13 protein-coding genes are annotated in these 13,297 nt (G+C 71.7%); all 13 read left to right on the top strand.

Features of this window, described 5'->3' with window-relative positions; translation table 11 throughout:
- Nucleotide 1 precedes the first annotated feature (1 nt).
- The 13 genes from QE438_RS18675 (at nt 2) to fliP (ending at nt 13,151) form a co-directional block, all read left to right on the top strand.
- On the top strand, nt 2-1,516 hold the full coding sequence (locus QE438_RS18675) for a sigma-54 dependent transcriptional regulator (protein WP_306993465.1): 1,515 nt from the start codon (nt 2-4) through the stop codon (nt 1,514-1,516).
- 58 nt (nt 1,517-1,574) lie between these two features.
- A complete protein-coding gene (fliE, locus tag QE438_RS18670; RefSeq protein WP_130515570.1) occupies nt 1,575-1,943 on the top strand; it encodes a flagellar hook-basal body complex protein FliE in 369 nt (122 codons plus the stop codon).
- A gap of 118 nt (nt 1,944-2,061) precedes the next feature.
- Nucleotides 2,062-3,777 (top strand): flagellar basal-body MS-ring/collar protein FliF, encoded by a 1,716-nt coding sequence (gene fliF, locus QE438_RS18665; RefSeq protein WP_130533499.1) that lies wholly within the window; start codon nt 2,062-2,064, stop codon nt 3,775-3,777.
- 13 nt (nt 3,778-3,790) lie between these two features.
- Nucleotides 3,791-4,774: a flagellar motor switch protein FliG gene (gene fliG / locus QE438_RS18660; RefSeq protein WP_165394586.1), complete on the top strand. Its 984-nt coding sequence runs from the start codon at nt 3,791-3,793 to the stop codon at nt 4,772-4,774.
- Nucleotides 4,771-5,385 carry a FliH/SctL family protein gene (locus tag QE438_RS18655; protein WP_130523217.1) on the top strand — a complete coding sequence of 205 codons (615 nt, stop codon included), beginning with the start codon at nt 4,771-4,773 and terminating at the stop codon, nt 5,383-5,385. Before fliG ends, QE438_RS18655 begins: the two co-directional genes overlap by 4 nt.
- Nucleotides 5,382-6,785 carry a flagellar protein export ATPase FliI gene (gene fliI, locus QE438_RS18650; RefSeq protein WP_307184050.1) on the top strand — a complete coding sequence of 468 codons (1,404 nt, stop codon included), beginning with the start codon at nt 5,382-5,384 and terminating at the stop codon, nt 6,783-6,785. Before QE438_RS18655 ends, fliI begins: the two co-directional genes overlap by 4 nt.
- Before the next feature lie 41 nt (nt 6,786-6,826).
- Complete coding sequence (gene fliJ / locus QE438_RS18645) at nt 6,827-7,285, top strand: flagellar export protein FliJ (protein WP_130515559.1); 459 nt, start codon at nt 6,827-6,829, stop codon at nt 7,283-7,285.
- Nucleotides 7,282-8,886 (top strand): flagellar hook-length control protein FliK, encoded by a 1,605-nt coding sequence (locus QE438_RS18640; RefSeq protein ID WP_306993469.1) that lies wholly within the window; start codon nt 7,282-7,284, stop codon nt 8,884-8,886. Before fliJ ends, QE438_RS18640 begins: the two co-directional genes overlap by 4 nt.
- 921 nt (nt 8,887-9,807) lie before the next feature.
- On the top strand, nt 9,808-10,320 hold the full coding sequence (locus QE438_RS18635; protein ID WP_130523213.1) for a flagellar basal body-associated FliL family protein: 513 nt from the start codon (nt 9,808-9,810) through the stop codon (nt 10,318-10,320).
- Nucleotides 10,320-11,327 (top strand): flagellar motor switch protein FliM, encoded by a 1,008-nt coding sequence (gene fliM / locus QE438_RS18630; RefSeq protein ID WP_306993471.1) that lies wholly within the window; start codon nt 10,320-10,322, stop codon nt 11,325-11,327. Before QE438_RS18635 ends, fliM begins: the two co-directional genes overlap by 1 nt.
- Nucleotides 11,324-11,653, top strand: a complete 330-nt coding sequence (gene fliN / locus QE438_RS18625) for a flagellar motor switch protein FliN (RefSeq protein WP_130515551.1) — start codon at nt 11,324-11,326, stop codon at nt 11,651-11,653. The genes fliM and fliN overlap by 4 nt, the downstream gene beginning before the upstream one ends.
- Nucleotides 11,650-12,309, top strand: coding sequence for a flagellar biosynthetic protein FliO (gene fliO / locus QE438_RS18620; protein ID WP_286576639.1), 660 nt, complete (start codon nt 11,650-11,652; stop codon nt 12,307-12,309). The genes fliN and fliO overlap by 4 nt, the downstream gene beginning before the upstream one ends.
- Complete coding sequence (fliP, locus tag QE438_RS18615; protein WP_306993474.1) at nt 12,306-13,151, top strand: flagellar type III secretion system pore protein FliP; 846 nt, start codon at nt 12,306-12,308, stop codon at nt 13,149-13,151. Before fliO ends, fliP begins: the two co-directional genes overlap by 4 nt.
- The last annotated feature ends 146 nt before the right edge of the window (nt 13,152-13,297 follow it).

Here is a 13,297-nt window from a genome sequence, read left to right as displayed (position 1 = left end):
CATGAACACCGCCCGCATTCTCGTCATCGACCAGGACATGGACCGCGCCGAGCGCGTGGCCACGCTGCTGGAATTCATGGACTACACCCCGCGCATCGTCGCCGAGGTCGCCGACCTGGACCTGGGCCGCGCGCGTCCCAACGACTGGATGGCGGTGATCGTCGGCGACGTCGAGGCGTCCGCGCTGGTCACCTTCACCAGCTGGCTGTCGACCCAGCCGCTGCACCCGCCTGTGCTGGAGCTGCCCGGCCACGCGCCGGACGCGGCCTGGCGCGCGCCGCTGCATCGGCAGACGGTGTGGCCGCTGGACTTCCCGGTGCGCCGCACCCAGCTGCAGGACGCGCTGTCCAAGGCCGCGGTCAAGCACGCCGAGGCGGAGGCCCGCGTCGGCCGCGCCCAGTCCGGCCCGACCGGGCGCAGCGCGGCGGCGATCGAACTCAACCGCATGATCGACCAGGTCGCCCCGCACGACACCACCGTGCTGATCCTGGGCGAGTCGGGCACCGGCAAGGAAGTGGCCGCGCGCGCCCTGCACGATCGCTCCTCGCGCCGCGACAGTGCGTTCGTGGCGGTCAACTGCGGCGCGATCCCGGCCGACCTGCTGGAGAGCGAGCTGTTCGGTCACGAGAAGGGCTCCTTCACCGGCGCGCTGACCCAGCGCAAGGGCCGCTTCGAGATGGCCGAGGGCGGCACGCTGCTGCTGGACGAGATCGGCGACATGTCCCTGCCGATGCAGGTCAAGCTGCTGCGCGTGCTGCAGGAGCGCTGCTTCGAGCGCGTCGGCGGCACGGCCACCATCAAGTGCGACGTGCGCGTGATCGCCGCCACCCACCGCGACCTGGAAGCGCGCATCGGCACCGGCCAGTTCCGCGAGGACCTGTTCTACCGCCTCAACGTGTTCCCCATCGAGATGCCGGCGCTGCGCGAGCGCATCGAGGACCTGCCCGAGTTGGTCGACGCCATCACCCGCCAGCTGCGCGACAACGGCCGCGGCCATGTGACCCTGTCCGACGAGGCCATCGCCACGCTCGCCCGGCATCGCTGGCCCGGCAACGTGCGCGAGCTGTCCAACCTGATCGAGCGCCTGTCGGTGCTGCATCCGGCCGGCACCGTGCGCGCGGCCGATCTGCCGGCGCGCTATCGCAGCGCCGCGCCGGGCGAAGGCCTGGAAGACGCACCGGCGCTGCAGCGGATCGCCCAGCCGCAGAGCGCGGTGGCGGCGCTGGTCAACGCCACGCCGGTGGCCAAGGCCGCCGCTCCCGCTGCCGCGGTGGCGATGCCGGCGCCTGCCGCGCCGGCCGGCGAGGCCGTGCTGCCGGCCGCGGGCATCGACCTGCGCCACCACATGGCCAGCATCGAGCTGGACCTGATCCGCGCCGCGCTGGCGCAGACCGGTGGCGTGGTCGCCCATGCCGCACCGCTGCTCGGCCTGCGCCGCACCACGCTGGTGGAGAAGCTGCGCAAGTACGGCATCGACCGCGAAGCCGAAGGCGTCGCAGTGGCGGCGGGTTTCTGACTTGGGGGATGGCACGCGTCTTGCCTGATCCCGTCAAGCACCCAACGGCAACACGGCCATGACCGACGCCATCTCCTCGATCCTGTCCCAGATCCGCGCGCACGAGCTGCGCACGCGCGAAGGCGTCGGCAACGCCATCGACGTGAACGGCCTGGGCAACGTCGGCGGCGTGGCGGGAAGCAACGCGGTCAACCCGGCCGGCACCGGCGGCTTCGGCCAGCTGCTGTCCCAGGCCATCGACAACGTCAGCGCGACCCAGGCCAACGCCAGCGCCATGCAGACCGCCTTCGAACTGGGCGATCCGCGCGCCGACCTGGCCCGCACGATGGTGGCCATGCAGCAGTCGCAGGTCGCCTTCCGCGCCACGGTCGAAGTCCGCAACCGCCTGGTCCAGGCCTACCAGGACGTGATGAACATGCCGGTGTAGCGCCTGCGCACCCGGCGCTCGCTTCGTGCAAGACCGCATTCGCTTTCCCCGCCTGACCGGCGATCCGCGCCTCCTGATCCTCTGACCTTCGACTCCTGACCTGCGGCCCCAGACACCCATGAGCGCCACCGCCCTTCCCAAAGCCGCCAATGCGCTGCGCGACCTCGGTCGCTTCCAGGACATCCCGGTGGTCCGCCAGCTGGCGGTGTTCATCCTGGCCGCGGCGGCCATCGCGCTGGGGCTGTGGCTGTTCTTCTGGACGCAGAAGCCGGACTACGTGGCCGTGCAGGCCGGGCTGGACGCCAAGTCCACCGCGCAGGCCTCCGAGGCGCTGCGCGGCGCGCAGATCCCGTTCAAGCTCGACGCGGCCACCGGCGCGCTGACCGTGCCAGCCGACCAGGCCGGCGCGGCGCGCATGACCATGGCCAGCGCCGGCATCACCAGCAGCGGTCCGGCCGGGTTCGAGTCGCTGCAGGGCGACCAGGGCTTCGGCACCAGCCAGTTCGTCGAGAACGCGCGCTATCAGCACGCCATGGAGATCGAGCTGGCCCGCACCATCGCCCAGCTGCGCCCCGTGCGCGAGGCGCGCGTGCACCTGGCCATGCCCAAGCCCTCGGCCTTCACCCGCCAGAACGAGCCGGCCAGCGCCTCGGTGGTGCTGCAGCTGGGCGCCGGGCAGACCCTGGAGCAGAACCAGATCGACGCGATCGAGCGCCTGGTCGCCTCGTCGGTGCCCGACCTGTCGCCCGAGCACGTGACCGTGGTCGACCAGTTCGGCCGCCTGCTCTCGCAGGACGATCCGGACAGCGCCGAGGCGGTCAACGCCAAGCAGTTCGAACAGCAGCGTCGCCAGGAAGCCCTCTACGTCCAGCGCATCGAGGAACTGCTGGCGCCGATGACCGGCCCGGGCCGGGTCAGCGCCAAGGTCAGCGTGGACATGGACTTCGCCCAGACCGAGCAGGCCAGCGAGACCTACGGCCCGCAGCCGGCGATCGTGCGCAGCGAGCAGCTGAGCGAGTCGGGCAACCTGTCGGCCTCCAACGCCAACGCGCAGGGCGTGCCGGGCAGCGCCAGCAACACGCCCAACGCCAACAACACGGCCGCGCCCGCCAACGGCGCCAACCCGGCCAACGGCGCCGCGCCGCAGCAGGCCAATGCCAACGCCGGCAACAACCAGGGCTCGCGCAGCACGGTGCGCAACTACGAGATCGACCGAACCCTGACCCACACCCGGCAGGCGACCCCGCGCATCCGCCGCGTCACCGCCGCGGTGCTGGTGGATAACGTGCCGGCCGGCAGCGCCAGCGCCGGCAAGCCGGCCGCCACCCGCGCGCTCAACGACGGCGAACTCAAGCGCATCGAGACCCTGGTGCAGCAGGCCATCGGCTACGACCAACAGCGCGGCGACGTGGTCTCGGTGGTCAACGCCCCGTTCGCCCCGGCCGCGGTGGAGACGCCGCAGGACGCGCTGCCGCTGTGGCAGGACCCGCGTGCGCTCAACATCGCGCGCATGGTGCTGGGCGGGCTGGCGGTGCTGGGGCTGATCTTCTTCGTGCTGCGCCCGGCCTTCCGCGCGATGCTGTCCCCGCGCGTGGCCGTCGGCAATGCGCTGGTGCCCGCCGGCGTCGGCGGCCAGGTCATGCCCACCGTCACCGCCGAGATGGTCGACGACGACGAGGTGCCGGTGAAGCTCTCGCCGGCCTATTCGCCCAAGCCGGTGCTGCCGCCGGGGCCGGGCTTCGAGCAGAAGCTGCAGACCGCACGCGAGGTGGCCAGCACCGATCCCAAGCGCGTGGCCCAGGTCGTGCGCGAGATGGTGAACTCCGATGGCTGATCAGGATGCGCCGCTGACCGGCACCCAGCGCGCGGCCGTGGTGCTGCTGTCGCTGGGCGAGGCCCAGGCCGCCGAGGTGCTCAAGCACATGGAGGCCAAGGAAGTGCAGAAGCTCGGCGTGGCCATGGCCAGCGTCGGCGACATCCCGCACTCGCTGGTACAGCAGGTGATCGCCCGGTTCGTCGACACCCTGGAGCAGCCGGCCAAGATCGGCGACGGCGCCGACGAGTACGTGCGCGCGGTGCTGATGCAGGCCCTGGGCGAGGAGCGCGCCAGCGGCCTGATCGACCGCATCCTGTCCGGGCGCAACACGCCGGGCCTGGAAGCGCTGAAGTGGATGGAGCCCAAGGCCATCGCCCAGCTGGTGCGCAACGAGCACCCGCAGATCATCGCCATCGTCATGGCGCATCTGGAAGGCGACCAGGCCGCCGAGGTGCTCAAGCACATCCCGGCCGAGCTGCACGGCGATCTGCTGGTGCGCATCGCCACGCTGGACGGCATCCCGCCGCATGCGCTGGCCGAACTCAACGATGTCATGGCGCGCCAGTTCAGCGGCAGCCAGGGCAAGCCCTCGGCCATCGGCGGGGCCAAGGTGGCGGCCAACATCCTCAACTTCGTCGAGGCCGGCCAGGACGAGTCCCTGCTCAAGGCCATCGCCGCGGTCGACGACGGGCTGGGCACCGAGATCCGCGACCTGATGTTCGTGTTCGACAACCTGGCCAATCTGGACGACCGCACCATGCAGGCGATCCTGCGCGAGGTCTCCACCGACAAGCTGGCCCTGGCCATGCGCGGCGCCGATGTGCGCGTGCGCGAGAAGATCACCAAGAACATGTCCCAGCGCGCCGCCGAGATCCTGCTCGACGACATGGAGGCCCGCGGCCCGGTGCGCCTGGCCGAAGTGGAGGCCGCGCAGAAGGACATCCTGGACCAGGTGCGCAAGATGGCCGAGGCCGGTGACATCTCCATCAGCACCCGCAGCGAGGCGCTGGTGTGATCGACGCCTTCGCCCCGGCCGCCGACGCGGTGCGCTGGACCGCCCCGGGCCTGGGCCCGCGCCGCGACGCGCCCGAACTGCCCAAGCCGCCGACCGCCGCGCAGATCGATCAGATCCGCAGCGACGCCCAGGCCGAAGGCCACGCCGCCGGCTACGCGGCGGGACTGGCCGCGGGCCAGGCCGAGATCCAGCGCCGCATCGAACAGATCCAGGCCGTGCTGGACGGCTTCACCCGGCCGCTGGCGCGCCTGGATGGCGAGGTGGCCGACGCGCTGGCCGACCTGGCCACGCGCATCGCCGGCGTGCTGGTCGGCCGCGCCTATGCCGCCGATCCCAGCCTGCTGGCCGACCTGGTGCGCGAGGCGATCGACGCGGTCGGCAGCGGCAGCCGCGAACTGGAACTGCGCCTGCACCCGGACGACTTCGGCGTGCTGGCCCCGCATCTGGCGGGCCTGAGCGGCGTGCGCCTGACCGCCGACGCCGGCCTGGGCCGCGGCGAGCTGCGCCTCAACAGCGAGGGCGTGCGCATCGACGGCACGCTTCATGCACGGCTGCAGTCGGTGCTGGAGGCCACCCTGGCTTCCGGCGAAGGACATGCGCCCGCGCCATGAACGCCCTGCCCCACGACGCCGTGACCGATGGCCTGCAAGGCACCCGCAATCTGCGCCTGGCGCAGCGACTGCGCCAGGCCGATCCGGCCAACGAATCGATGGGTCTGGTGCGCGAGGGCGTGCTGCGCCGCGCGGTGGGCCTGACCCTGGAAGCCTCCGGCTGCAGCGCGCCAATGGGCTCGCGCTGCCGCGTGGCCACCTCCGGCGGGCGCTGGGTGGATGCCGAGGTGGTCGGCTTCTCCGGCGAGCGCACCTTCCTGATGCCGACCGGCGACCTGCAGGGCCTGCTGCCCAATGCGCGCGTCATCGCCACCCGCACCAAGGGCGAGGTCGCGGTGGGCGAAGGCCTGCTGGGCCGGGTCATCGACAACGACGGCGCGCCGCTGGACGGCAAGGGCCCGATCCGCGCCGAAGGCTATGTCGCCCTGGCCGGCGTGCCGATCAATCCGCTCTCGCGCCAGCCCATCGTCGAATCGCTCGATGTCGGCGTGCGCGCCATCAACGCCATGCTGCCCATCGGCCGCGGCCAGCGCGTGGGCCTGTTCGCCGGCTCGGGCGTGGGCAAGTCGACGCTGCTGGGCATGATGACCCGCTACACCTCGGCCGATGTCATCGTCGTGGGCCTGATCGGCGAACGCGGCCGCGAAGTGCGCGATTTCGTCGAGGCCACCCTCGGCGAGGAAGGCCTGCGTCGCGCGGTCGTGGTCGCCGCGCCGGCCGACCGGCCGCCGCTGGCGCGCCTGCACGGCGCGCTGCGCGCCACCGCGATCGCCGAGTGGTATCGCGATCAGGGCCTGCACGTGCTGCTGCTGATGGATTCGCTGACCCGCTTCGCCCAGGCCCAGCGCGAGATCGGCCTGTCGGTCGGCGAGCCTCCGACCACGCGCGGCTATCCGCCCAGCGTGTTCGCCAAGCTGCCGGCGCTGGTCGAGCGCGCCGGCATGGGCGCCGACGGGCGCGGCTCGATCACCGCCTTCTACACCGTGCTGACCGAGGGCGACGACCAGCAGGAGCCGATCGCCGACGCCTCGCGCGCGATCCTGGACGGCCACATCGTGCTGACCCGCCGCATCGCCGACGCCGGCCAGTACCCGGCCATCGACATCGAGCAGTCGGTCAGCCGCGTGATGCAGGACATCACCGACGCGCCGTGGCGCGAGCACATCCGCAAGCTCAAGCGCCTGATGGCCGCCTACTCGGCGCAGCGCGACCTGATCGCCATCGGCGCCTACCAGCGCGGCAGCGATCCCAACGTCGACGAGGCGATGGCGCGCTGGCCGGCGATCCAGAACTTCCTCGGCCAGGACGTGCGCGAAGCCTCCGACGTGCAGGCCAGCCGCCAGTCGCTGCATCGCCTGCTGGACGACACGCCCGGCCAGCCTTTCCCGCTCAAGCAGTAACCGCTGCTCCCCCCTCGCAATCCACGCAAGAGAACGCCCCCATGCGCTCACAACGCCTCGAACCGCTGATCAAGGTGACCCAGCAGCGCCAGGACGACGCCGCCCGCGCGGTGGCCGAGCGCGAGCGCGTCGTGCACGAACAGCAGGAGCGCCTGGACGCGCTGCGCCGCTACGCCGAGGAGTACGCCGCCTCGCCGGCCAACGCCACCATGTCGCCGGCGCTGCTGGTCAACCGCGTCGCCTTCCGCGAACGGCTCAATGCCGCGGTCGTGCAGCAGGCCGGCATCGTCAGCCAGAGCCAGCAGGTCACCGACGTCGAACGCGCGCGCCTGCTGCTGGCCAGCCGCGAGACCCTGGTGCTGGAGAAACTCGCCGACAGCTACCGCGCCCAGGAGGCGCAGGTGCAGCAGTCCAAGGCCCAGCGCGAGCTGGACGAGATCGGCAACCGCGGCGTCGCCGCGCGGGCCGCCGCGCTGCAGGCCGAAGGAGAAGGCGCGTGATCGCCGGGGGCGCAGCGTTCTTGAGCGGCGCGGGCCTGGCCTCGCCGGGTGCGTCGGCCTCACCGGCCGCTTCGGCGGCGACGGCCGGCGACGGCCGCAGCTATGCCGATTTCGCCGCCAGCGCGGCCACTGCCGCGACCGGGAGCGCCACGCCGGCGGCCGCTGCCGGCGCTGCCGGCGCTGCGGCGCAGAGTGCTCCCGCCAATGCCACCTCTTCGCAGCCCGCCAACCCCAGCGCCGCCGCCGCGCCGGCGGCGGGCAGCGCCACGCCGCCCGCCGGCGGGAGCGACACCATGCAGCCCAACCCCGCCAATGCCACGCTTCCGCTGCCTGCCGCCAATGCCGGCGCCGCCGGGCTCGCGGCCGCCGCGCACCAGATCCGCCGCGGCGCGGACCCCGAAGCGGCCATCCCGGATGCCACGCAGTCGATGCAGGCCGCGCTGACGCCCCAGATCGCAGACAGCGTCGCGGCGCCGCTGACTACTTCCACGGCCACCAGCAAGGACGACGCCCAGGCCGCGCCCGTGCCGTCGAGCGATCCCCAGCAGCTGCTGGCCTTGCTGGCCGGCAGCCTGGCCATCACCGCGCCGGTCACGCCGGCGGCCAACGCCTCCACGCTGCCGGCGGCGGACGCCAGCGTCACCGGCGCGGCCAGGGCCGTGAATCCGGCGCTGCTCGCCGGCAATGCCGTCGGCGCCAACGCTGCGTCCACCGCTGCCACGCCCGCGGCTGCGACCGCTCCTGCGCCCACCGGCGATGCCCAGCCGTCGCTCGCCACCGGCGTCGCGTTCACCGCGCGGGCCCAGCCGCTCACCGACGCGGCGACGCTGCCGACGGCGGATGGCAGTGCCACGAGCGCCACCAAGGGCGCGACCGCCGCGCTGATCGCCGGCAACGCCGCCGGCGCCCTGCAGCAGTCGCCAGGCCTGGTCTCGACCGATGCGCTGGCCGCCCTGCTCGATCCCAAGGCCGCCGCCACTGCCGCGCCGGCCGACGCGCTGAAGCTGGCGGTCGGCGCCGCGCTGGAGCGCGAGGGCGCCAACGGCTTCGCGCTGCCGGACAGCAAGGACGACAGGTCCGACGCGCTGAGCTTCGGCGGACTGGTCCAGAGCACGCCGAGCCTGGATCGCCCGCTCACCGCCAATGCCGTGACCGCCACGCCGATGAGCATGCCGGCGCAACTGGACGACGGCTTCGACGACAGCTTCGGCACGCGCATCGCGTGGATGGCCGAGCAGAAGCTGGGCCACGCCGAGATCCGCCTCAACCCGGAGCACGCCGGCCCGATCGACGTGCGCATCCAGCTGGACGGCACCCAGGTCAATGCCGCCTTCCACAGCGCCAACGCCGATGTGCGCCAGGCCCTGGAAGCCAGCCTGCCGCGCCTGCGCGACCTGCTCGGCCAGCAGGGCCTGCAGCTGGGCAACGCCGACATCGGCCAGCGCCAGCAGTCCGGCCAGCAGCAGGATCAGGGCGCCGCGCCGCGCTCGCAGGGGCAGTCCTTCGGGAGCGATGCGTTCGGCAATGGGCGCGCCACAGCGCAGGCCTCGGTCGCTCCGGTGGTTGTGCGTAGCCGGGGCCTGCTCGACGAGTACGCCTGATCGCTGCGCGCACTCATCGCCATGGCGCCGGCAGAGGACAGCCGCGGCTCCCGTTGAGACGGGAGGCCAGCGCCTTGACCCTTCGCGTGTAAAGCCACTGGGTTCCCGCTTTCGCGGGAACGACGGTAGGGAGGTTTTGCTAGTAGTGACGATAGGGAGGCTAGCTGCTAGGTGCGGCGCGCGCCTTGAAGCCACCTACTCGCCGAAAGCCAATCCCACTCCGCGCGATGAATTCAAAGCCCGTCATCCCCGCGAACGCGGGGATCCAAGGACGTCCGTGCAGGCCGAGCAACGTCCATGGGTTCCCGCTTTTGCGGGAACGACGGTAGGGAGGTTTTGCTACTGGTGACGATAGAGAGGCTAGCTGCTGGGTGCGGTGCGGGCCTTGAGGCCATCTGCTCGCCGAAAGCCAATCCCCACTCCACGCGATGAACTCAAAGCCCGTCATCCCCGCGAACGCGGGGATCCATGGACGTCCGTGCAGGTCGAGCAGCGTCCATGGGTTCCCGCTTTCGCGGGAACGACGGTAGGGAGGTTTTGCTACTGGTGGCGATAAGGAGGGTAGCTGCTAGGTGCGGCGCGCCTTGAAGCCACCTGCTCGCCGAAAGCCAATCCCACTCCGCGCGATGAGTTCAAAGCCCGTCATCCCCGCGAACGCGGGGATCCAGGGACGTCCGCGCAGGCCGAGCAACGTCCATGGGTTCCCGCTTTCGCGGGAACGACGATAGACGTTTCGTGGGGGCGCCAAGGCGCCTCGGCGCCGGCGGATCGTTGGGCGCGAACCCATGGCCGCGACGGAATTCCGCCGCCAACAAGGCGCATCGGACGTTCCCCGCAGGCTCACCCAGGCATCCGACGCACGGCACGCCGCTTGCATCACGCGGGGCAGTCTCCCCTTTCGTCGATACCGGAGTGGTTCCCGTGGCTTCCAAACCCGCAGCAGCGGCCGATGCGCCCAAGAAGAAGAGCAAGCTGCCCCTGATCCTCGGCGCCGTGGTGCTGCTCGGCGGCGGCATGGCGGGCGGCTGGTTCATCCAGCAGCGCGCCGGCGGCGGCCACGCCGCGGCGGAAGGCGCGCCGGCGGGCGAACACGGCGCGAGCGCCAAGGCCAAGGCCGGCGCGACCTACTTCGCGCTGGACCCGGCCTTCGTGGTCAACCTGGCCGATACCGACGCCACGCGCTATCTGCAGGCCGACGTGCAGGTGATGACGCGCGACCCGGAAACGCTCAAGGCGCTGCAGGACCAGGCGCCGGCGATCCGCAACCGCCTGCTGCTGCTGTTCGGCCAGCAGACCGCCGCCGGCCTGGCCCAGCGCAGCGGCAAGGAGCGCCTGCAGGAGGCCGCCCTGGTCGAGGTCAAGAAGGTCCTGGCTGGCGAAGGCGGTCCCAACAAGCCCGAAGCGGTCCTGTTCACCAGCCTGGTCGTGCAGTGATGAGCAACGAACTGCTGTCCCAGGACGAGATCGACGCGCTGCTGCACGGCGTGGACAGCGGCGCGGTCGGCACCGGCCAGGCCGCCGCGCCCGGCGAGGTGCGCCTGTACGACTTCAAGCAGGCCGGCCGCGCGATCCGCAACCGCCTGCCCGGGCTGGACGCGCTCAACGAGCGCTTCGTGCGCAACTTCAGGACCGGGCTGTTCAACCTGCTGCGCCGCGCGCCGGAGCTGACCTACCGCGGCACCGACGTGCTGCGCTTCGACGAATACGCCAATGCGCTGCCGATGCCGGCCAGCGTCACCCGCGTGCACATGGCCCCGCTCAAGGGCACCGCGCTGGTGGTGTACGAACCGCGCCTGGTCTTCAGCACGGTGGAGAACTTCTTCGGCGGCGCCGGGCGCCTGCCCACGCGCATCGACAACCGCGAGTTCACCCCGACCGAGCAGCGCGTGATCCAGCTGATGCTCAAGCAGACCCTGGCCGACCTGGCCGAGGCCTGGACGCCGCTGGCGCCGGTGGCGCTGTCGGTGCTGCCGCCCGACCCCAACCTGGCCACCGCCGACCTGATGGACGGCCGCGACTACATCGCGGTCAGCCGCTTCTCGGTGGCGCTGGAAGGCGGCGGCGGCGATCTGCACCTGGCCATGCCCTACAAGATGCTCGAGCCGGTGCGCGAACAGCTGGAGGTCTCGACCAAGCGGCCCAAGGCCGAGGCCGACGCCGGCTGGTCGCGCGCGCTGCGCGCCGGCCTGCAGGACGCCGACCTGGAGCTGAGCCTGTCCATCGCCCACCGCCAGATCAGCCTGCGCGATCTCTCGCGCCTGCGCGTGGGCGACATCATCCCCATCGAGCTGGCACGCCCCGTGCATCTGGAAGTCGAGCGCACGCCGATGTTCGCCGGCGAGTTCGGCGTCCACAACGGCTTCAACGCCTTCAAGGTCACGCAGGTGCAGTTCCCGCGCGTGCCCTCCTCCAACGATTCCCCCGAGTCCGACCTCCTATGAGCACCGATCCCGCCGCGCCCGCCGCCTTCGATTCCCTCACCGCCGAACCCGGCGCCGTGGCGGGCGATCTGAACCTGGACGTCATCCTGGACGTGCCGGTGCAGCTGTCGCTGGAAGTCGGCCGCACCCGCATCCCGATCCGCAACCTACTGCAGCTCACCGCCGGTTCGGTGGTCGAGCTCGAACGCGCCGCCGGCGAGCCGATGGACGTCTACGTCAACGGCACGCTCATCGCCCAGGGCGAGGTGGTGGTGGTCAACGACCGCTTCGGCGTGCGCCTGACCGACGTGGTCAGCCCGGCCGAACGCATCAAGAGGCTCAAGTGAGCACGGCGGCGTCCGCATCGGCGTCGCTGGCGGCGCCGGACGCGGTCGTCGCTCCCGCCGACACGCTGCCGGCCACGGCCGCCGCCAGTCCGCAGATCGACGGCCACGCTCCGACGAGCACGGCGCCGGCCGCGGCCACCAGCGTCCCGGCCTCCACCGCGCCGGCGACGACCGATCAGGCGTCCGCCGCCGCGCTGCCGACCAATGTCGAGGCCGAGGCCGCAGCCGCGTCCACGGCGCAGCCGGCCAAACAGTTCACCGTGCCGGGCCGCCTGGCCGCGCAGGCCACCACCACCCAGCTCGGCGCGCCGGTCGGCGCCCCGGCCAGCGGGACCGGCGCCGGCAGCATCGGCGGCGCGGTGCTCGCCCTGGTGCTGGTGGTCGGCCTGATCCTGCTGCTGGGCTGGCTGGCCAAGCGCATGCCCGGCATCGGCGGCGCCAGCAATCCGGCGCTGAAGGTGGTCGGTTCGCTGTCGCTGAGCCCGCGCGAGCGCGTGGTGGTCGTGGCGGTCGGCGACACCCAGCTGGTGCTGGGCACCGGCGCCGGCGGCACGCGCGTGCTGCACCAGCTCGACACCCCGCTGCCGCTCCCCCAACACAAAGCGCCGCCTGCCTTCGCCCAGGTGCTGGCGCAGCACTTCGGTAAGAAATCATGAGCCTGTCGCGTTCGCGCCTGATGCCGCTGCTGGCGGTGCTGCTGCTCGGCCTTGGCCTGGCCTTGACCGGCAGCGCCCTGGCCCAGCAGGCCGCCCCGCAGGCCGCACCGGCGCAGGCTGCCGCCGCGCCGCAGAACAACCTGCCCAGCGTTACCGACCTGGCCGGCCAGCCGCTGCCCCAGGTCAACGTCGGCCAGGTCGGCGGCGAGAAGGTCAGCATGCCGCTGCAGGTGCTGCTGCTGATGACCAGCATCACACTGCTGCCGGCGGCGCTGCTGGGCATGACCGCCTTCACTCGCGTGATCATCGTGCTGGGCCTGCTGCGCCAGGCGCTGGGCACCGGTCAGACGCCGTCCAATCAGGTGCTGCTGGCGCTGGCGCTGTTTCTGACCTTCATGATCATGACGCCGGTGTTCGACGCGTCCTGGACCCACGGCATCGCGCCGTACCTGGACAAGACGATGGACTTCAAGTCCGCCTGGAGCGCGGCGATCGAGCCGTTCCGCGGCTTCATGCTGGCCCAGGTGCGGCAGAACGACCTGATGACCTTCGCCAACCTCTCGCATACCGGGCCGTACGCCAACCCGCAGGACGTGCCGTTCGGCGTGCTGGCCGCGTCGTTCCTGACCAGCGAGCTGAAGACCGCGTTCGAGATCGCCTTCCTGATCTACATCCCGTTCGTGATCATCGACCTGGTGGTGGCCAGCGTGCTGATGTCGATGGGCATGATGATGCTCTCGCCGATGCTGATCTCCGCCCCGTTCAAGATCCTGCTGTTCGTGCTGGTCGACGGCTGGGTGCTGGTGGTGGGGTCGCTGGCGTCCAGCTTCAATCCGTTTTGATGGGGCCTGTTGGCTCGCGCGCTGCGATCCATGTGACTGTTTAGGGCCATTGGCCTCCAGCTCGCCTTCGTTCTGGAGTTCGAGCTCCGGCTCTTCTGACAGGTCCCCGCGAAGAGCCACCCCTCCCCATCCCTCCCCTTGGCCTG

It is taken from the genome of Pseudoxanthomonas sp. SORGH_AS_0997, assembly GCF_031453535.1.
In the GTDB taxonomy this organism is placed as follows: Bacteria; Pseudomonadota; Gammaproteobacteria; order Xanthomonadales; family Xanthomonadaceae; genus Pseudoxanthomonas_A; species Pseudoxanthomonas_A winnipegensis.
The sequence above is the reverse complement of the archived record's forward strand: the minus strand, read 5'-3'. Positions and strand labels throughout refer to the sequence as shown.